At 54.0% G+C, this 19,425-nt stretch carries 17 protein-coding genes; 14 read left to right on the forward strand and 3 right to left on the reverse strand.

What is annotated here, in order from left to right; genetic code table 11:
- Positions 1-188: 188 nt before the first annotated feature.
- Genes zwf through eda form a run of 5 tightly spaced genes read left to right on the forward strand, consistent with a single transcriptional unit; the run spans position 189 to position 5,616 of the window.
- Positions 189-1,574: a glucose-6-phosphate dehydrogenase gene (gene zwf, locus BS29_RS02690; protein WP_229956922.1), complete on the forward strand. Its 1,386-nt coding sequence runs from the start codon at positions 189-191 to the stop codon at positions 1,572-1,574.
- The gene (locus BS29_RS02695; RefSeq protein WP_229955690.1) at positions 1,567-2,208 is read left to right on the forward strand and encodes a 6-phosphogluconolactonase; all 642 of its coding nucleotides are present in this window, start codon (positions 1,567-1,569) and stop codon (positions 2,206-2,208) included. Before zwf ends, BS29_RS02695 begins: the two co-directional genes overlap by 8 nt.
- Positions 2,205-4,025, forward strand: coding sequence for a phosphogluconate dehydratase (edd, locus tag BS29_RS02700; RefSeq protein WP_229956923.1), 1,821 nt, complete (start codon positions 2,205-2,207; stop codon positions 4,023-4,025). Before BS29_RS02695 ends, edd begins: the two co-directional genes overlap by 4 nt.
- Before the next feature lie 2 nt (positions 4,026-4,027).
- Positions 4,028-5,002 (forward strand): glucokinase, encoded by a 975-nt coding sequence (gene glk / locus BS29_RS02705; protein ID WP_229955691.1) that lies wholly within the window; start codon positions 4,028-4,030, stop codon positions 5,000-5,002.
- 17 nt (positions 5,003-5,019) lie between these two features.
- Positions 5,020-5,616 carry a bifunctional 4-hydroxy-2-oxoglutarate aldolase/2-dehydro-3-deoxy-phosphogluconate aldolase gene (gene eda / locus BS29_RS02710; protein WP_229955692.1) on the forward strand — a complete coding sequence of 199 codons (597 nt, stop codon included), beginning with the start codon at positions 5,020-5,022 and terminating at the stop codon, positions 5,614-5,616.
- On the opposite strand, the gene BS29_RS02715 is transcribed toward eda, so the two are convergent.
- Both BS29_RS02715 and BS29_RS02720 read right to left on the reverse strand, forming a co-directional pair.
- Positions 5,600-6,442, reverse strand: coding sequence for an aldose 1-epimerase (locus BS29_RS02715; RefSeq protein WP_229955693.1), 843 nt, complete (start codon positions 6,440-6,442; stop codon positions 5,600-5,602). The two genes, eda and BS29_RS02715, sit on opposite strands and share 17 nt — an antisense overlap.
- 20 nt (positions 6,443-6,462) lie before the next feature.
- Entirely contained in the window at positions 6,463-6,855 is a 393-nt protein-coding gene (locus BS29_RS02720) for a hypothetical protein (RefSeq protein ID WP_229955694.1), read from the reverse strand.
- Positions 6,856-7,199: 344 nt separating this feature from the next.
- Here BS29_RS02720 and BS29_RS02725 point away from each other — a divergent pair, with 344 nt between their 5' ends.
- The 8 genes from BS29_RS02725 (at position 7,200) to BS29_RS02760 (ending at position 17,146) form a co-directional block, all read left to right on the forward strand.
- Positions 7,200-7,709: an RNA polymerase sigma factor gene (locus BS29_RS02725; protein WP_229955695.1), complete on the forward strand. Its 510-nt coding sequence runs from the start codon at positions 7,200-7,202 to the stop codon at positions 7,707-7,709.
- A 63-nt stretch (positions 7,710-7,772) separates the two neighbouring features.
- Positions 7,773-8,750, forward strand: coding sequence for a FecR family protein (locus BS29_RS02730; RefSeq protein WP_229955696.1), 978 nt, complete (start codon positions 7,773-7,775; stop codon positions 8,748-8,750).
- Entirely contained in the window at positions 8,734-11,181 is a 2,448-nt protein-coding gene (locus BS29_RS02735) for a TonB-dependent receptor domain-containing protein (protein WP_229955697.1), read from the forward strand. Before BS29_RS02730 ends, BS29_RS02735 begins: the two co-directional genes overlap by 17 nt.
- Before the next feature lie 146 nt (positions 11,182-11,327).
- The gene (locus tag BS29_RS02740; RefSeq protein WP_229955698.1) at positions 11,328-14,417 is read left to right on the forward strand and encodes an autotransporter outer membrane beta-barrel domain-containing protein; all 3,090 of its coding nucleotides are present in this window, start codon (positions 11,328-11,330) and stop codon (positions 14,415-14,417) included.
- 335 nt (positions 14,418-14,752) lie between these two features.
- Positions 14,753-15,256: a hypothetical protein gene (locus BS29_RS02745; protein WP_229955699.1), complete on the forward strand. Its 504-nt coding sequence runs from the start codon at positions 14,753-14,755 to the stop codon at positions 15,254-15,256.
- Positions 15,257-15,349: 93 nt separating this feature from the next.
- On the forward strand, positions 15,350-15,721 hold the full coding sequence (locus BS29_RS02750; protein ID WP_229955700.1) for a hypothetical protein: 372 nt from the start codon (positions 15,350-15,352) through the stop codon (positions 15,719-15,721).
- 14 nt (positions 15,722-15,735) lie between these two features.
- Positions 15,736-16,542, forward strand: coding sequence for a C39 family peptidase (locus BS29_RS02755; RefSeq protein WP_229955701.1), 807 nt, complete (start codon positions 15,736-15,738; stop codon positions 16,540-16,542).
- 10 nt (positions 16,543-16,552) lie between these two features.
- Positions 16,553-17,146 (forward strand): hypothetical protein, encoded by a 594-nt coding sequence (locus BS29_RS02760; RefSeq protein ID WP_229955702.1) that lies wholly within the window; start codon positions 16,553-16,555, stop codon positions 17,144-17,146.
- Positions 17,147-17,236: 90 nt separating this feature from the next.
- Here BS29_RS02760 and BS29_RS02765 read toward each other — a convergent pair whose 3' ends face one another.
- Positions 17,237-17,479 carry a response regulator transcription factor gene (locus BS29_RS02765; RefSeq protein WP_229955703.1) on the reverse strand — a complete coding sequence of 81 codons (243 nt, stop codon included), beginning with the start codon at positions 17,477-17,479 and terminating at the stop codon, positions 17,237-17,239.
- A gap of 505 nt (positions 17,480-17,984) precedes the next feature.
- On the opposite strand from BS29_RS02765, the gene BS29_RS02770 reads away from it, so the two are divergent.
- Complete coding sequence (locus tag BS29_RS02770; RefSeq protein WP_229955704.1) at positions 17,985-19,388, forward strand: alpha/beta hydrolase; 1,404 nt, start codon at positions 17,985-17,987, stop codon at positions 19,386-19,388.
- Positions 19,389-19,425 lie beyond the last annotated feature (37 nt).

Below are 19,425 nucleotides of genomic sequence, written 5' to 3' on the forward strand. Positions count from 1 at the left end.
GACAACGTTGACAGGTTGCCGATGCCGATTAAAAGAAATGGCTCTTCAATCTTGCTTCATGGGCATTTTCATGAGCGCAGCATCTCTATAGGAAATGCGTCGCCAACAGGGAAAATAGAAATTTGTTGAATTCCCATCCATCCAACACATTGCTTCTTTTCGGGGCCACTGGTGACTTGGCGCGGCGTATGCTGTTGCCGTCGCTCTATGCGTTGCACGCGGACGGCCTGATTGCCAAGGATTTACGGATATTTGGCACCGCACGCAGCGGCCTGAACGACGCAGAATATCGTGATATGATCGGTGAGGCGCTGCACGAGTTTCTCCCCGAAGAACGCAAAAATGCCGCTGATATCGCTCAGTTTCTAGAGCGGCTGTTCTATCAGCCACTTGATGCGTCCAAGACCGAAGGCTTTGCGGATCTGGCCGAAAAGCTTGGCGACATTTCCTCTGGCATGTCGATCTTTCTGTCTACCGCGCCATTCCTGTTCGAGCCGACTATCAAAGGGCTGCAATCGGCTGGATTGGCCGGCGACAATGTCCGCATCGGGCTGGAAAAACCGCTGGGCAATGATTTTGCGTCCTCGACCGAGATTAATGATGCGGTGGCCGCTGCGTTTCCCGAAGACCGGATTTTCCGGATCGACCACTATCTCGGCAAGGAAACCGTGCAGAATATATTGGCGCTGCGTTTCGCCAATATGATGTTTGAACCGCTGTGGAATGCGGGCGGTATTGATCATGTCCAGATCACCGTTTCGGAAGTCGTCGGTCTAGAAGGACGGCACGGCTTTTACGATGATACCGGCGCTTTGCGCGATATGGTGCAGAACCACATGTTGCAGCTATTGGCGATTACCGCGATGGAGCCGCCAGCCAATTATGACGCAACCGCCATTCGCGATGAAAAAGTCAAAGTGCTGCGCTCACTGCGCGCGCTCGACCCGGCGGAAGTCGTCACCGGCCAATATGAAGCCGGTGCGGTAAATGGCGCAGCGGTCGAGGGATATCTGACCGATTTGGGCGACCAATCGAACACGGAAACTTTCGTGGCGCTGAAAGCCCATGTCGACAATTGGCGCTGGCAGGGCGTGCCTTTTTACCTGCGTACCGGGAAACGTCTGGCCGAACGACGGAGTGAAGTCGTCATCCAGTTTAAGGACGTACCACACAGCATTTTTGGTGACCGCTCGGGTAAACCGATTGCCAACCGCCTCGTCATTCGGTTGCAGCCGGAAGAATATGTTCGCCTGCAAGTCATGGCGAAAGAGCCGGGTCTCGACCGCGATGGCATTGTCCTACGCGAGGTGCCGCTCGACCTGTCTCTGACACAGGCCTTTGCCAGCGCCCGTCGCCGCATTGCTTATGAGCGATTGTTGCTCGACCTGATTGAGGGTGATCAGACTCTGTTCGTCCGCCGCGACGAGGTTGAGGCGCAATGGTCCTGGGTCGATGCCATCCGGAAGATCTGGAGCGACCATGCGGTCGCACCGAAAAGCTATGGCGCCGGCAGCTGGGGACCCTCTGCCGCGATTGCCTTGACCGAGCGGGATGGAGTGAGCTGGCATGAGTGACGCCGCTATATCTGCAAATATCACTTGGGCGGACCATGCCGATGCCGTGGCGGTCGCTGCGCATCTTGCGGCGGCAATTGAGCGTCAAGGCGCTCGTCTGTTGGCTGTTCCCGGAGGCAGCACACCCGTGGCGATATTCGATAAACTATCGACTATGGATCTGCCGTGGAGTGAGCTTTCCTTGATCCTGACCGACGACCGGATCGTCGCGAAAGATCATGAGGCCAGCAATTTCGGCAAGCTTACCAAAGCCTTTGCGGACAGTGACGCCAAACTGATCGATCTGACGGAGGGCATGACCCCGCCGCGCGCTGATCTTGTCTGGGTCGGCATGGGGGCGGACGGGCATATTGCTTCGCTGTTTCCGACCATGAAAGCACCGGTGCAGGGTGATGAAGCCAGTCCTCTGGTTGTTCGAACCGTGCCTGACCCGCTGCCGCCAGAGGCGCCTTTCGAGAGGCTCAGCCTCAACATGGCTGCGCTCATCGACACCAATGCCATAATTATTGTCGTGCGCGGAGCCGATAAGAAAACTATATTGGAACAAGCAATCAAGGAAGAGCATGATTTGCCGATTGCAAAGCTGATCAAGGCGGCTTCCTGCCCGATAACAATTTTTTGGAGCGAGTCATAAGCCTGCACCCCACTCTGGACGCGGTAACGAGCCGCATTATCGAGCGCAGCAAAACATCGCGCGCGGCTTATCTTGATTTGGTCGATCGTGAAGGTGACAAGGGCGTTCATCGGCCCAACCTGTCCTGCGGCAATCTCGCCCACGGTTTCGCAGCCAGCGGCGACGACAAGCCTGCCATTCGTTCCGGCGCGGCGATGAATATCGGTATCGTCACCGCCTATAATGATATGTTATCGGCGCATCAGCCCTATGGTCGCTATCCCGAACAGATCAAGATTTTCGCGCGCGAAGCAGGCGCTACGGCTCAGGTCGCAGGCGGCGTTCCGGCGATGTGCGATGGCGTTACGCAGGGCCAATTGGGCATGGAGCTAAGCCTGTTCAGCCGCGATAACATCGCGATGGGTACCGCCATCGGTCTCAGCCACGGCATGTTTGAAGGCACGTTGCTGCTCGGCATTTGCGATAAGATCGTGCCGGGTCTGCTGATCGGTGCCCTGCGCTTTGGTCATCTGCCGACGATATTGGTTCCCGCTGGACCCATGCCATCAGGCCTTGCCAACAAGGAAAAGCAGCGCGTGCGTCAGCTCTATGCCGAGGGCAAGGCGACCAAGGACGAGCTTCTGGAAGCGGAAGCGGCGAGCTATCACGGCGCGGGCACCTGCACCTTCTATGGCACCGCCAATTCCAATCAGATGATGATGGAAATGATGGGGCTGCATGTTCCCGGCGCAGCCTTTGTCAATCCGGGTACCAAGTTGCGGCAGGAACTGACCCGCGCGGCGGTGCACCAGCTTTCCGCCATTGGAAAAGCGGGCAATGACTATCGTCCGCTGGGGCGCTGTATCGATGAAAAGGCGATTGTAAACGCGGCGGTGGGGCTTTTGGCCACGGGCGGTTCGACCAATCACCTGATCCATTTGCCAGCCATTGCAAGGGCGGCCGGGATAATCATCGACTGGGAAGATTTTGATGCGCTGTCGGCGGTGGTTCCGCTGGTAACCCGCATCTATCCAAATGGCTCTGCCGATGTGAATCATTTCCACGCGGCGGGCGGGATGGCGTTCGTGATCCGCGAACTGCTGGATGCGGGCCTGTTGCATCGTGATATCTTGACCGTCGCGGGAAATGATATGGATGCTTACGCAAAAGAAGCGGTGCTGGATGGCGACAAGGCGGGCTGGAGCGCTGCGCCATCGGAAAGCCGCAATGACGAGATCCTCCGTCCGGTGTCCGATCCGTTTTCGCCCGATGGCGGGATGCGATTGTTGACCGGCAATTTGGGCCGCGCGGCGATAAAAACCAGCGCCGTTGATCCCAGCCGATTGACTGTCGAAGCGCCGGTCCGCGTCTTTGCGGATCAAAATGATATCAAAACCGCCTTTGATGCTGGCGAACTGGACCGCGATGTCATCATCGTCGTCCGCTTTCAGGGGCCGCGCGCCAATGGCATGCCGGAACTCCATAAGCTCACCCCGCCCATGGGTGTCTTACAAGATCGCGGTCACAAGGTCGCATTGCTCACCGATGGACGTATGTCGGGGGCCAGCGGCAAGGTTCCCGCGGCGATCCACTGCTGGCCAGAGGCGAAAGACGGCGGACCTTTGGCAAAATTGCAGGATGGCGATATCGTTCGTATCTGCGCCAAAACCGGCGAGTTGACTGCCTTGGTTGACGAAGCAGAATGGCAAGCACGGTCGCTTGCCGAAACACCGGTTGAGAGCGCTGGCACGGGCCGGGAACTATTCGCGCTGATGCGCAATCTATCTGACAATGCAGAAGCAGGGGCGTCAGCCATGCTCAACCAGGCGGGATTGTAGATTTGACTCAGGAAATTGTGACAGCCGATATTGGCGGCACCCATGCGCGATTTGCGATTGCTCAGGTGGATGGTCATCATGTCGAGGCGCTGACCGATCAGGTAGTGATGAAAAGCGCTGAACATGCCAGCCTGCAAACCGCCTGGGAAGCCTATGCGGACCAGATCGGTCGCGCGCTGCCTAAAGATGGTGCGATTGCGGTTGCGGGTCCTGTCGGCGGAGAACTTTTGCGCTTTACCAATAATCCGTGGATCGTGCGGCCGCACGCCATTCCATCAAAGCTGGGGCTGGATCGTTTTACCTTGATAAACGACTTCGGTGCCGTCGCGCATGCGGTGGCGCATCTCAACGGTAATAATCTTGTCCATTGCTGCGGCCCCAACGAGCCGTTGCCTGCGACCGGACCGATATCGATTTTTGGTCCCGGTACCGGCCTGGGCGCCGTACAGTTGCTGCGGACGAAAGATCGTTATCACGTTATCGAAACCGAAGGCGGCCATACTGATTTCGCGCCGCTGGACAGCATAGAAGATACGATTTTACAGAAGTTGCGGCAAAAATATCGCCGGGTTTCTGTGGAGCGAATTGTTTCCGGTCCCGGTCTGGTTGCTATTCATGAAGTTCTATCCAGCCTTGAAGGCAAGGCAGCGGCATTGGTTGATGACCGTGAGCTTTGGGAAATGGCACTGGAAGGAAAGGACAGTCTTGCCGCTGCTGCGCTTGACAGATTCTGCCTGAGCCTAGGTGCGATTGCTGGTGACCTCGCTTTGGCGCAAGGGGCGAAGGCGGTGGTGATCGGTGGTGGTCTGGGTGCACGGATCGCTGACATTCTTCCACAATCGGGGTTTTGCGAACGGTTTGTAGCCAAAGGGCGGTTTGAAGCGGTTATGCAAAATATTCCGGTCAAACTATTAAGCCACCCTCAGCCAGGTCTTTTTGGCGCTGCATCGGCTTTTTTACAGGAGCATGAGCTTTGAAACCGATTGAGAAAATCATGCGTTCCGCCCCGGTGATACCCGTGCTGGTTATCGAAGATGTTTCGACGGCACGTCCCATTGCCGAGGCCTTGGTGGCTGGCGGGCTTCCCATATTGGAAGTCACCTTGCGCACAGATTGCGCGCTCGAGGCCATTGCCGAGATGAAAAAGGTTGAAGGCGCTATTGTCGGCGCCGGTACGGTGTTAAACGATGCTCATCTGAGTTCTGCAATAGATGCTGGTTCTGAATTTATCGTATCACCCGGCCTGACCGAAGCCCTGGTCGAGTCCGCATTTAAGCGTGATGCGCCGCTTCTTCCTGGTATTTCGAACGCCAGCGATATCATGCGCGGTATGGACATGGGGTTGAAGCATTTTAAATTTTTCCCTGCCGAAGCATCTGGCGGTACGGCGGCTTTAAAAGCAATCGCTGGCCCGTTTAAGGATTGCCTGTTCTGTCCAACTGGCGGAATCAATGCCAAAACCGCAGGCGATTGGCTGGCTCTTGATGCGGTACTCTGTGTTGGCGGTAGCTGGATTGTACCCAAGTGGACACGGGATTTTAATCATGTCAAACAGCTGGCGCTCGCCGCTGCGGCTATTTCGGCACGCTGACTTTCGGTGTTACCGAAAATGCGACTTGCGTTGACCAGCTTTCGCCAGGTGCGAGTATCTTCAAACCACCGCGATTGATCGCGTCCGTCATGTGGCTTACCGGCTCGACGCAGAAATAATCTTCTCCCTCGGGCGCATAGATATGCGTTTCGGGTAGGTCTGCATTCGGCGTCATAGTGAGCCTGTGGCTTGGCCACTCAAATTCCAAGGCACTTTTACGGCCCGTAAAAACCGTGTCGACCGGATGATCTGCCGAGAGGTCATAGGAACCGGTGCAAACAAACCAATCGGTCGGAAGACCATCCTCTGTTACATCCCATACGCCGCCAAAAACGGTGTGTAATCTGGCACCGGCGCGCGGAAAATAAGGGTGCAGACCCAGACCTGCCGGCATGTTGCTCTGGCTTGCATTGGTAAGGGACACACCATGGATATAGCCGTCTGCGGTCAGCGCGATTTGCTGTTCAGCGACATAATCCCAGGGCCAGCTGTCGGCAATATGCTGGTAGCGCAGGTGCAACATATCGTTCGATTGTGCAATAACTTCCCAAGCCTCGGTCCATCCATGGCCATGGATGGCATGGATGGACGATGCAGGCGGATGATTGGGCGGTATATTGACAGATGTGCCATCGAATGAAAATTGCCCGTTTGCGATCCGATTGGAAAAAGGCACCAGAACAAAATTTGCTAGTCCAAGCGGGTCGCAATCATCATCTCGAGCCGGCCAGAATATCGCCTCGCCTCGCCAATCAAATTTCAGGATTCCGCCACCACGCAATGGATTGACGATGAGGCTAATTTCATTGTTGCGAAGCGAGATCATAGGCTCGCCAGGATAGGCGGTTATTGATCGCTAGAATAGCTAATAAATGGTCCCAAAGCTATGGCACCACGATATCCGACAGGCGAACTATCGAGAAAGCGAACAATGTCGCCTGAACAGAGCCTGTTGCTACCATTTTGTGTAACCATCACTAGGTCATCATCGAGGGTTGCAGCACCCCATTTCGGTCGATTTAACCAGACCTTCTGATTAGGCATCTCATAAGCGATTCCGATACGATCAATAACTTTGGTTGAGCGGACCTGATTGAGAGAAATGCAATTTGTCGTCTCGTAAATATCGATGGGCGGAACGAAGATCATTTCGCGCTGGTTAGCATATTCTCGCCCGACCGTTGATGACGCACAGCCGGTGAGCAAGATTGACAGCAAAAAAAGTCCCAAACGCTTCAATGTGATTGCTCCTGAAAAATGTGCCCGAATAAGGTCCGGGGGAAGATCAATCTCCATCTTCCCCCGGCTTCCGATCTTCGGGGAAAGATTCGGAAAATAGGACCCGCAGGGTTCGGGATGGGTCCGATAATTGAGACGTTGTCACATCCCGAAACCCGCAAAATTTTTTCAAACTTTTTTCAAAAGCGAGAAAAGTCATTGTATCCATGTGTAAAATAATACGATGATTCAGTTGTAAAATAGGCTATGCTAGAAAAACTATTCGCACGTATCAGGGCTTGCAGAATGATGTCTCTCCGTTCATTAAGGCCCGCCGTCCCCTGAGCACAGAGATTCTTCGACCTATGAAGTATCAGAAACTTCAGACTGTTTTCCTTGCGCAGCGCGATGCACTTTTGCGTTTTTTGCGCGCGCGTGGAGCGGGCGACAATGCCGAGGATATCTTGCAGGACCTATGGCTTAAGCTGTCCGACACGGATGACAGTAATGTCACCAACCCAGTGCCTTACCTGTATCGCGCCGCCAATAATGCCATGCATGACCGCTATCGCAAGGATGAGCGCGCACGGCAGCGGGACAATGACTGGAGCGATATTAATCGAGGAACCGGGGATGCTTCTGATCTGCCGCTTCCCGACCGTGCACTAATCGCTAACCAACAGCTAGCGGCTGTCGAGGAACGCATTGGGAAGGAAGGTCCACGCGTATTCGGCATTTTTCGCCGCTTTCGTATCGATGGTATCGGTCAACGCCAGATAGCCGAGGAATTGGGGATCAGCTTGAGTGCGGTCGAGAAGGATTTGCAGAAAGCTTATCGCGCATTGGCTGCATGGAAAGACGGGGAGGAGGTATGACTGTGATGCGAGTTGGATGCGGGATCCAGATGGTGGCGACGTCTATATTTCGGGACATAAATTATGGCTGATAAATACGACATTATCCGGGATCAGGCTGTTGCCTGGGCAATCCGCACGCGCTCCGCTGATTTTGCTGATTGGGAGGACTTTACCCTGTGGCTGGAAGCAGACCCGCTGCACAACAAGGCCTATGAGCAACTGCTCAGCGCGGAAGACCAATATGTTGATCTCATAGAAGATGCTGTATCAAATAACGAAAGTGCAACGGTTCCTCCCCAGCCAGCCAATGACGAGTTTGTGGCACCTGGCATAGAGCCGAATCGTCGGCGCGTATTGTTTGGAGCGATTGCGGCATCATTGGTTGTTGCGGTGAGCGCCGGAATGTGGACGCAGATGCCGCAACCTTATGACATCATAACAGCCCCGGGTCAGCGCGAAATTGTGGCCCTTCCCGATGGCAGTAAAATCTCGCTAAATGGTGATACAAAAATTGCATTGGATCACAAAAAGCCACGCTATGCGCGATTAGAACATGGGGAGGCGCTATTTACGGTGGTCCATGATGATGACAGACCTTTCATTGTTGATACGGCCGATATTCGCCTCGTCGATGCTGGCACAGAGTTTAATGTCATTAGCAACGCTCAAACTCTTGATGTTGCTGTTTCAGAGGGTTTGGTCATCTTTAACCCGGACCGTGAGAATGTCAGTCTGGCGGCGGGAAAGCGTTTGTATCGCCCGACCCCAGAAAGCCGAGCGACTGTTTCGACTGTTGCTGTTCAACAAGTCGGTGCATGGCGAACCGGTCGTCTCAGCTTTGCCGGCGAAACGATGAACGAAGTTGCCGAGGCGCTGGGCCGAAACCTCGGGGCCGATATTACAGTGTCAGAGCGTATTGCAGCACGTCCGTTTAGCGGTGTGATCCAGATCAGCGATGGCGATGCGCAAAATATGGAACCGATTGCGGCAGTGCTCGGTGTTCAAGCAAAAAAACAAGGAAAGGGTTGGATTTTGATCGGGGATGATGCGGTACCATAACAGTATAGCGGCCGCTGTATTGGGTGTTGCCATTGCTGCACCTGCTCATGCCGACAGTCAGGTTGAAGTGAATATTGCCGCAGGTCGTCTCGACTCTGCGATTTTTGTGCTTGGGGAACAAGCAGGAATAAGCATTGGTCTTGCTGATCCGCGCATGGGTGCACGGCGCGTTCCGGGCATCAAAGGCCGGATGACTTCCCATCAAGCGCTGACTCGTTTGCTGGCCGGAAGCGGCACTAGGCCTCAGCGAGTCGACGCCCGCCACTGGCGAATTGTAGCAATACCCAAACGCAATAAGCGCGCCAAACGAAAAGAGAAAAGACGTGCCTATGCAGCGGCAAAGCCATTGCCATCGCCGCCAGTTATCCATCCCGAAATTGTGGTAACGGGGCAGCTTGTACACAATAATATTCAAACCGATGCCGCAGGCAGCCGCCTGTCGTTATCATTGGATGATATAGGGCCATCTGCAGAAGTTCGGGGCACGGACGCCCTGTTGGAAACGCTACCCAGTCTTAGTTCGACGCAATTGGGTCCGGGGCGCAATCGTCTGTTTATCCGCGGTATCGCCGATTCCAGTTTCAATGGGCCCAATCAAGCCGTTTCTGGTCAATATCTCGGTGAAGCACGGCTCAACTATAACGCGCCGGATCCGGATTTGCGGCTAATCGACCTGAACCGCATCGAAGTTTATCAAGGGCCGCAAGGTACTCGTTTCGGGGCTGGTACGCTGGGCGGAGTTATTAAAATGGTACCCAATGCGGTGCAGCTTAATGAGGTGAGCGGAAAAGCATCGCTTGCATTTGCCGCCACGCAACATGGCGATCCATCAGCAGATGCCAATGCCACTTTCAATATTCCATTGATCGATGGCTCCATGGGCATTCGCACGTCAATCTATGGCGGCCGCCAAGGCGGTTATATTGATGATCGGCGGCGCGGCCTGAAAGATGTCAACCGGATGGATACCATAGGTGGGCGGTTCATGTTTCGCGCGGATCCCGGTGCGGGGTGGACGGTGGACGTCATGGCAGCCGGACAGGAAATTGACGGACGCGATGGCCAATATGCAGACCGGGAAGGTGACAAGCTCGATCGCGCAACACCGTTTGCGCAACCCTATCGTAATCGATTTGCGCTTGGTCAGCTGGTTGTTCGTAAACAATGGGATGAAATGGAGCTGATCACGGCAATAAATGTTGTGGATCAGAAAGTATCTGAGACATTTGATCTAACGCTACCGGCGTTTGAACCGTTTTTCCCTGAACAGCCTGGTTTGTTTCGTCAGCGCGGAAATATCCGGCTTTTCACATCGGAGACGCGGTTGTCCCGATCCCTGGATAATGGCGGTAGCTGGTTCTTGGGGACCAGTCTGGTCAATAACCGCTATCGGATCAGGCGATCCGTGGAGAGTGAATTCTTTAACAATGGCATTGCCGGGATAGAAAATGAGACGAACGAAGCGACGGCTTTTGGTGAAATTACCTGGCCACTGTCAAACAGATTGATGGTGAATGTCGGTGGCCGGATCAGTCACGTGTGGCTGGATGGAAAAGCAATGGATTTGCCGACCTTTGCGCTGGTTGCGTTGGACACCGGCTCGAAGCGAAACCAGACTGATTTTCTGCCGTCCTTTGGAGTGCAGTATCAGGTTGCAAAAGGCCTGACCGGTCATGTGCGCTATCAGGAAGGTTTTCGCGCCGCCGGTATTGCTGTGCGTGACGATCAGGTGGAACGGTTCCGCAATGACAAGGTTGCCGCGATCGAGGCTGGGTTGGTTTTCAGCAGTGGCGGCGAGACCGGTTTCGATGCCGGTATCTCTGTGGCGCATACCAAATGGGACGACATTCAGGCGGACTTGATTGGTAATGATGGCTTGCCCGGCACGTTGAATATCGGGCGCGGCCGGATATGGACCATCGATGGTACAATGAACTGGCGGCCGCTGCCCGGCTTGTCGATTGAGGCAAGTGCCATTTGGTCCAATAGCCGTTTGACCGAGCCGGCGGAAACCGTTGTCGTCGGTGAACCCGAAGCTGAATTTGCCGATGAGCTGCCGGAAGGGGCGGTATTCGTTCAGAGCAACAATCTCCCCAATGTGTCAGATTTTTCAGGCCGAATGGCAATTGGATATACCAGCGCCCTATCCGACGATTTGGATCTCTCGCTATCTGCTTGGGGACGTTATATCGGGGAATCGCGTCTAGGTATCGGTCCTATATTGGATGTGAAACAAGGCGATTTCATCGATACGGGTCTGTCGGCCAGCCTTGATTTCGGCCGGCGGTCTATCTGGCTCGAAGCATCCAATGTTTTTAATGCGACCGGTAATCGCTTTGCCTTGGGATCGCCCTTTACGTTGCCATTCGGCGACCAGATCACGCCGCTACGTCCGCGCACCATAAGAATTGGTTTCGACGCCAAATTCTAAACGGGTCCAGCCGCCAGCTTTAAAAAGCAACGATTACAAATCGCTAATCGGAAATCATGCCTCATGCATTTTTCCGCCTTACGGTTCGTCCCGATTGGTGACGTCTTGTCGAATATCCCAAGTTAGATTTTCAACAAGGAACCCCGATGCGCAAATTTCTCGCCTGTACCAGTCTCACTCCGATTATGTTGATAGCCGCTGGTCCGGTTCATGCTGATACAGAGATCAGCACCGCCCGTACAACACCGATTGCAACAGGCACGGATAATGATGACATTCGGATAACGAACCAGGGTTCCATCCGGCCAACCAGTGGAACGGCCGTGACCGTAAACAGCGATCATGATGTGACCAATCAGGGAACGGTTCAAATTACCGGATCCAATGGTGCAAGCGGTATCGTGGCAGAGGCCGGGCGCTCGGCCACCATCACCAATAGCGGTTCGATAGTGATGGATGAAGATTTCACGCCAGAGGATACGGATGACGACGGAGATCTTGACGGACCCTTCGCACAAGGTCGCGACCGTTTTGGTATCCGGACATTGGGTGCGCTCAACGGTTCAGTGGTCAATAGCGGAACAATTACAATAGAAGGCAATAACAGCGCTGCTATATCACTGGAAGGTCCGCTGACCGGCTCGCTCAACCAAAGCGGGACCATAACTGTGACTGGTAATGACAGTGTCGGAATTCGTGCTGGCGCTGTATCAGGCAATGTGACGATACGCGGTTCGGTTACGGCGCGCGGCGAAGATGCTGTTGGTGTAACAATCACCGGGCCAGTTGGTGGCGCTCTGTTGATACAGGGGCAAATTAATACCACCGGTTATCGCAGCACAGCACGGCCTAATGATGTTTCCAATCTGGACGCGGATGATTTGCTGCAAGGTGGTCCGGCGCTCTCCATTTCAGACGATATTGCTGGCGGCATATTATTCGATGTCCGTCCACCCAATAATGACCCGGATGAGGATGATGAAGACGGAGACGGTATTGATGATGACGAGGAAGGCAATGCAGCCGTTACATCCCTTGGAGAAGCGCCAGCTGTGCAGATCGGGTCGACCAGTGATACGGTAACCATCGGTGCGGTAGCCGGTGACGCAGCAGACGGTAACGGGATTGTAATTAATGGAACGATGCGGGGCAGCGGTGTCTATGATGGTGTCGCTGGTAACGCTTTGGTGGTCGGCGGACTCGGCGGGGTCACGGAAATTGCTGGTGGCATCCTGATCAATGGGACCGTTCGCGCGCAATCTGCTGATGACGATGCTACTGCTATCCGTATTGGTGATCTTACAACCGTGCCGAAGATCACCAACAATGGTGAGATCAGCGCCAGTGGTGGTGATGGTGACAATTCTTCTGTCTATGCCATTATGATAGAAGAAAACGCTTCGCTTGATTCGGTTTCCAATAGCCGAACGATCAGTGCCGAAGCAGCGGGGGATGGGTCAGCGGGCGCGATTATTGATCGATCTGGCGCCGTGAATCTGATCGAAAATAGCGGGACCATCGAAGCTATCAGTGAAAAAAGCGGTGTCGGCAAAGCTATTGCTATCGATCTGTCTGAAAATGATGGTGGTGCGACTGTGCGGCAGTTTGCAAGAGAGGATGCTGCTGCTCCATCCATTGCTGGTGAAGTCCGTTTTGGGGCTGGCAATGATATTTTCGATATTGCTGATGGCTCGGTTGTCGGGCGATTGGATTTCGGCGGCGGCGCTGATCGTTTGACTGTGTCAGACGGCGCTTCGTTTCGCGGATCGTTTGCAGGAACGGCAGACGCCGCGATCAATGTCAATGGCGGCACCTTGGTGGTAACCAATACTGCTGGGGTCGATGTGACATCGCTCAATGTTACAGATGAAGGTACGCTTGGCGTGACCATTGACGGCCGGTCCGGAAGTTTCACCCAATTCCGCGTCGCGGGCATCGCTAATTTTGACGAAGGTACAAAGTTGGAGATCGATCTGGACAGCGTAAGCGAGTCGGAAGGGCGTTATCAGATTGTCGATGCTGGCACGCTGACCGGTAGCGAGAATCTGGAGTCTGACGGCGTCGTCTCTTCCTATATGTTTAAGAGCAGCGTATCAGGTGACGATGACGAAGGTGCGGTCTGGGTTGATATCAAACGCAAGACCGCAGCGGAGTTGAACCTTACACGGTCACAAGCCAGTGCTTACGACGAGATATTCAAGGTGCTCGACAATGACGAAGCCGTGGCCTCTGGCTTTTTGAATGCCACGACGGCAGAGATATTTGACGAGACCATCCAGCAGATGCTGCCCGACCATGCTGGCGGCGTTTTTGCGACGGTCAGCCAGGGTTCGCGCTCGACCGCCCGCTTCCTGACCGATCCGGTTGCGCCTTATAGCGACCAGGGCGGCTGGGGATTCTGGTTACAGCAGACTGTCTGGGATCTGTCCAAAGACCGTGGTCAGACTGATAGCTATGATATTACCGGTCTCGGCACGACTGCTGGTATTGAGATTGAGACAGGTAGTATCGGCAATTTCGGTATTTCTCTCGGTTATCTCAACAGCAATGACAGCGATGATGACGCCGCGAACGAGGTCGATAGCGACCAATATGAGTTTGCCGCCTATTGGCGGGCTCGCTGGGGCGGCTTGCGCGCTTTTGCAAGAGGTTCCTATGCCAAGGTGGACTTTGAATCGCAGCGCCGGTTCGAAACAAAAGTCGAAGGCGATGATCAGCCAGCGCCGCGTTTTGCCGTCGCGGATTGGTCTGGTGATTTGTACAGCCTGGCCGGCGGCTTGGCCTATGAATTGGACATCGGGCGGGTTTCCCTGCGTCCTTCCGTATCGGTCGACTATTATAATCTGTCCGAAGACGGTTATGAAGAAACCGAAGGCGGTGATGCATTTAATCTGATTGTTGAAGAGCGTGAAAGCGATGAGCTGGCGCTGAACACTACATTGGCCGCCGCGTTGAACTTTGGTGATACCGAACGTGACGGCGTGTGGTTTCGCGTTGAAGCTGAGGGCGGTTATCGCCAGATAATCGGCGGCGAAATTGGCGATACAATCGCGCGGTTTGAAGATGGTGATGCCTTCACACTATCCCCTGATACCCGGACCGATGGTTGGCTCGGCGGATTACGGCTGGTCAGCGGCACGGGCAATCTTCTTTTCGCTGGCGAGGTCAGCGCGGAAGAACAGTTAAAGGATGAGGTTTCCGTTGGCGTCCGCTTGTCCTTGCGGATCGGATTCTAAATCGAGCGATATTGGCAACGCCAAAGTAGGAATTGTAATCTTCACATGCGGGCGGCGCGGCGAGAATTCATATATTCATCGTGCGTTGCCCGCTGTTTTTGGGTGTCAGTCAATGAAAACTCAAAGCGATCTAGCGCGTTATATTTGACAAAAACGGCCTGATTTCTGTCAAAAAATCAAAATTCTCCTGCCAATTGCCAAATCGCAACAAGCGAAAAGGCGAATCGGCATAACAAAGGGATGTCGCATGAAGCGGCACATAACAGGGCCTCTTTACCCCCTTCCTTGTTTGTTCAGGGAAAGATGAGAAGCCTTAGACCCTAAGGAGAATACCGATGAAAATGACTAAACTATTGGCGGCATCAGCTGCTGCAGCTGCTTTGGCCGTTGGCGCCCCCGCCATGGCTCAGCTAAATCAAAATAACGATGTCACCGACACCGACAATGGTGCGGTCGTTGTTAACGATTTGCTCGATGTATATCTGGCAGCAGACAACAGCACCACGAACACGCTGGATGACATTAACAGCAATAACAACAACAACAACGACCTTGTTATTGCGACGCAAACACTGACGGCATACAACACCAACTCTCAGATGGATGAACTCATCGATCTTGATGGTGAAGATGGTACGCCAGCACCAGTGGGTTATAACAGCGGCGACAACTATGTTCGTGGCAATGCCTTCGCAGCTTTTGCGGGTATCCTGAACCAATCATGGAATACCGGCGTCAACAACAACAACCAGGCTGCAACCAACATTGCAGCACAAGGCTCCATCAACTTCGGTGATGGCGCTGGTGAAGCGGCTGCCGGCGGCGGTGGCGGCGATTAATCGCCCAAGCGATGAAGGGCGGGCCGGTTTCAGCCGATGGAACCGGCCCCTCCATCCCCCAAACATCCGCATCCCCAACCGGGAGTACAGACGATGAAAAAGCTTTCTTGGCTTCTTATGACAGCCCCCCTGATGATGACTGCATCCCACGTGAGTGCGCAGGTCACCGACCAGACTGCCGCGCCCCAGGCACCCGCGACGACTGCGCAGCAATCTGAATCTCCGCTAATGTCGCTCGACGAGCTCGATGAGTTGCGTGGCGGCACACAAGTAGCGATCAACCAACAAACCTTTAACTCGGAAAATACCGGCAACAAGATCAATGGCGATTTTACCGCTGGCGATGTCAACCTGTCGGACAATTCTTTGTCGAGTTTCAACGGTCTTGGTAATGTCGTGATCAACACCGGCGCACAGTCTGCACTGCAGGCTGGCCTGGCGGTGACGATCAACATTACCGATTAGGTAAGGTATAGGCCATGTCCCTCACTCCCCCCATAAAAAATGGCCTATGCCCCGCCTTTCCACCCTTCAAGAGCGGCTTCAAATCCCTCTTGAAGGGCGGACTACTGACTCTGTCCAGTGCCAGCCTGCTATTCAGTTCCGCAGCGCAAGCGGAAGTCCGGCTGGCCAGAGAATCTATCGGCGGAGATTATTATGTTGGCGTGATGACCTGGTGGGATATCCCGTTCCGTTCGGTCATTCGTCAACGCTATGATTTTAGCTGCGGTTCTGCAGCGATCGCAACCTTGCTCACCTATCATTATGATCGCCCCACAAGTGAGCGGACACCGTTCAAGGCGATGTGGGACCTGGGTAATAAGGAAGAGATCAAAAAGGTCGGCTTCTCGATGCTCGACATGCGTAACTATTTGAAATCCATTGGCTATCGCGCCGAGGGCTTCAAACTGAAACCGGGGCAACTTATCCAGGTCAAGCGTCCGGTCATTGTACTGCTCGACATAGATGGCTTCAAACATTTTGTCGTGGTCAAAGGCCAGACCAACGATCAGGTGCTGGTCGGCGATTCCGTACTTGGAATCAACAAATATTCATATGAAGAGTTTCATAAATATTGGAATGGTATCGCGTTAGCAATCGTCGATGGTCCGATTACCAAACGGCCCATCTATAATCTTGCGAAAGACTGGAACCCTTGGTCCACCGCGCCAACCGATCAGGTATCGGCTATGGATACCATTGGCAATCTTACCAATCACCTTCCCCCCCTGTACCAAATCTCGCCGGAATTTCTTCTCGACGTCCGGGTTGGTACCGTCAGATGAGAGACAGATCATGAACTACAGATATAGATATTTCGCCACGGTCGCCTGCATCGCGTCCTTCACCGCGATGCTAATGCCCCAAACCGCCAAAGCTAACCCCGTGGCGGCGGTTGATCTGCCCGCACTTGTTTCAGACGAAGATCTGGACAAGTTGCGTGGCGGGTTTGTTGTCAATGGCTTGGGTGTTAATTTTGGCGCTGACATTCGCACCTATGTCAATGGAGAGCTGCTTCTTCAAACAGTGTTGAACTTGAACGACGACGGCGCGCACACCACGCAGACGGCCGCTGCCGGATTGAGCCCGGTTGATGTTTCCTCGCTGCAAAATGGCGTTTTGTCGACCGGCAATATCCGCATGAAGGTCGGCGATACGCCCGTCTATCTGCTCAACAACGGCCAAACCGCCATCGTCCATGAGACCAGTAACGGTGTCCAGAATATGCTGATTAATACAGCCAGCGGCTTTGAAGCGGTTCAGGAGGTCGATGCAACACTGAACCTGTCCGGTTATGAAAATTTCAATAGCGAATTGATGATGGACCGGATTGGCAGCGCGCTTGATAGCTTAGCCGGACAGGCCGGCATTGGGGCGCTGGGTAATTGAGGGATCACGGATGGGCTGCCAATCCAGCCGGTCCGAAACTGAAAGCACCATGAACCGACGGAGGGGGTTTATGGTGCTTTTTTTATTTGCTCAATCCAGCGCATATCTTCCGTGCACTCCACTTTTGGTGAATTTTAAGAATCCCGCTTTGACGGCACATGCGACCATATGCGCCCGGTTTCTGGCGCGCAGTTTTAGTCTAGCGCTTTCTACATGCCGCTCAACGGTGCGGGGTGATATCTCGACATGGCGAGCGACTTCTTTGGCGGATAGTCCTAATATTATATATTCCAATATTTCCATCTCTCTAGCCGTGAGTATGGGATGATTCATCAAAGCAAGTGATGATTGTGTCATAAAAATTTGCCTTTTTTTGCGAAAGCCTGTGCCGCACAAAGCGGCCGACTGAGGTGATCTGAAAATTTGGGCTGCCCGTTCGCGCAGCTCCGGCCGGCTAGCAAAGCACTGAGGTTGCTTTGTTTCGCCGCATAGGGTCGGGTCATATGGGTCGATTGAAAAAGTGATTCAGTTTTTCTGTATGATATCAATGGTCTTCAAAGACCCATTGTGCTCAAAATCTATCAAGACAAATGATTTTGGCCTTCGTCGTTCGCTCATGTTCAGGGGGCGTAACATTATTGATTCCTTCTATTCATTTGGGAGTTGAATCTGCTTTCGTGAAGCGCCACTCCATTGACCCTGATGCGTGTCAGCCAGCATGTTCATAAGCATGTCATTTCCGTTGTTTTTTCGCTCGGCACGATTAAAATTACGGGGCCGCTGCAGGGTGCGGCATGACTACCGGCTGCTGGAAAAAGCCAGATTACTCGCGGGGCTAGTGAGTGAAGTAGCTATGAAAAATTTGGAAATTGGCCTGCTGGGCGGCTTGTCTGTTCGCCATGCGGGGCATCCGGTGAAACTACCCGCGTCGCGTAAAGCACGCGCCATGCTCGCGTTTTTGATGCTAACCGGTAAGCCGCAGCATCGCGAAAGACTCTGTGATCTGTTCTGGGAAGGTCCCGATGATCCGCGTGGTGCGCTGCGATCCGCGATCTGGAAACTGCGCCGGCTGCTTAACGATCCGGAGGCCGAACGGATTGTTGCAGACCGGGAATGGGTGCGCTTTGAACCGGTTTCGACAAAGGTTGATTATTTAAACCTGACAGAACGTGCAAAGCGCGACGAAGCCCTGGCCGGACAGGAATTTTCCGATGTCCGCGCAGCGCTCGACCAGCCCTTGCTCGCTGGGCTCGACCTGCCGGATCATCCAGAATATCAGGCATGGCTTACCGCGATGCGCGATGAAGCAGAAACGTTGCGGGCGCGCTTGCTACCCGATTTGAGTGCACGAACCGGAACCCCGCTGGACAAACCGAGCCAGCTTCATCTGGCCCGCCAACAGATTGGATTTGCTGACGCAAGAGATGGAACGCGCATTGCCTGGGCGCGGATTGGAAGCGGACCGCCATTGCTGAAAGCAGCCAATTGGCTCAATCATCTCGAACTGGATTGGGATAGCGAAGTCTGGTCACCACTCTTTCAGGAGCTGGCCCGCGATCATTGCCTTATTCGCTACGATGAGCGCGGCAATGGCATGTCTGATTGGGAAGTCGACAATCTCGGCTTTGATGCTTTTGTAACGGATCTGGAAGGCGTCGTGAAGCAAAGCGGTGTCGCTCAATTCCCCTTATTGGGTATCTCGCAAGGCGCGGCTGTGGCGATTGAATATGCCGCGCGCAATCCGGATCGGGTCAGTCATCTCATTCTGTGGGGCGGATATGCGGCGGGATGGCGTGCGGATGAAGAGAGCGCTGAATCAAGGGCGGAGCGGGAGGCGCTAATCACGCTGGTAGCTAATGGCTGGGGGCGAGATGATTCCAGCTACCGTAACCTGTTTTCGCGCGCTTTAATCCCCGGTGCAACCGATGCCGAACGCACAGCCTTTGACGAATTTCAGAGAAAAACCGTATCGCCAACCAACGCCGCGCGATTTCTCGAAACCTTTGCCGATATTGATGTCCGCAATCGCTTGAGCGCCATACAATGTCCCACATTGGTCATGCATGCGCGCGGCGATCAACGGGTTCCGGTTGCCAAGGGTGCCGAACTGGCCAGCCGGATTAGCGGTGCTGAATTTGTGACGCTGCCAACGGACAATCATCTTCTGCTCGGCCGGGAACATAGCTCTGAACTATTTGTCGCGCATGTAAGGCAATTTCTGTCGAGTGATACGGGCAGCTAACCATTCGCTCTTTGGAAAAAGCCAGAAGGAGTGTGTG

Source organism: Parasphingorhabdus litoris DSM 22379 (assembly GCF_020906275.1).
Classification (GTDB): Bacteria; Pseudomonadota; Alphaproteobacteria; order Sphingomonadales; family Sphingomonadaceae; genus Parasphingorhabdus; species Parasphingorhabdus litoris.

Bases quoted from the DNA above. Each gene is read 5' to 3' on its own strand.
- zwf (WP_229956922.1), top strand. From the start codon at position 189: ATGCTGTTGCCGTCGCTCTATGCGTTGCACGCGGACGGCCTGATTGCC.
- BS29_RS02695 (WP_229955690.1), top strand. From the start codon at position 1,567: ATGAGTGACGCCGCTATATCTGCAAATATCACTTGGGCGGACCATGCC.
- eda (WP_229955692.1), top strand. From the start codon at position 5,020: ATGCGTTCCGCCCCGGTGATACCCGTGCTGGTTATCGAAGATGTTTCG.
- BS29_RS02715 (WP_229955693.1), bottom strand. From the start codon at position 6,442: ATGATCTCGCTTCGCAACAATGAAATTAGCCTCATCGTCAATCCATTG.
- BS29_RS02725 (WP_229955695.1), top strand. From the start codon at position 7,200: ATGAAGTATCAGAAACTTCAGACTGTTTTCCTTGCGCAGCGCGATGCA.
- BS29_RS02730 (WP_229955696.1), top strand. From the start codon at position 7,773: ATGGCTGATAAATACGACATTATCCGGGATCAGGCTGTTGCCTGGGCA.
- BS29_RS02735 (WP_229955697.1), top strand. From the start codon at position 8,734: ATGATGCGGTACCATAACAGTATAGCGGCCGCTGTATTGGGTGTTGCC.
- BS29_RS02740 (WP_229955698.1), top strand. From the start codon at position 11,328: ATGCGCAAATTTCTCGCCTGTACCAGTCTCACTCCGATTATGTTGATA.
- BS29_RS02745 (WP_229955699.1), top strand. From the start codon at position 14,753: ATGAAAATGACTAAACTATTGGCGGCATCAGCTGCTGCAGCTGCTTTG.
- BS29_RS02750 (WP_229955700.1), top strand. From the start codon at position 15,350: ATGAAAAAGCTTTCTTGGCTTCTTATGACAGCCCCCCTGATGATGACT.
- BS29_RS02755 (WP_229955701.1), top strand. From the start codon at position 15,736: ATGTCCCTCACTCCCCCCATAAAAAATGGCCTATGCCCCGCCTTTCCA.
- BS29_RS02760 (WP_229955702.1), top strand. From the start codon at position 16,553: ATGAACTACAGATATAGATATTTCGCCACGGTCGCCTGCATCGCGTCC.
- BS29_RS02765 (WP_229955703.1), bottom strand. From the start codon at position 17,479: ATGAATCATCCCATACTCACGGCTAGAGAGATGGAAATATTGGAATAT.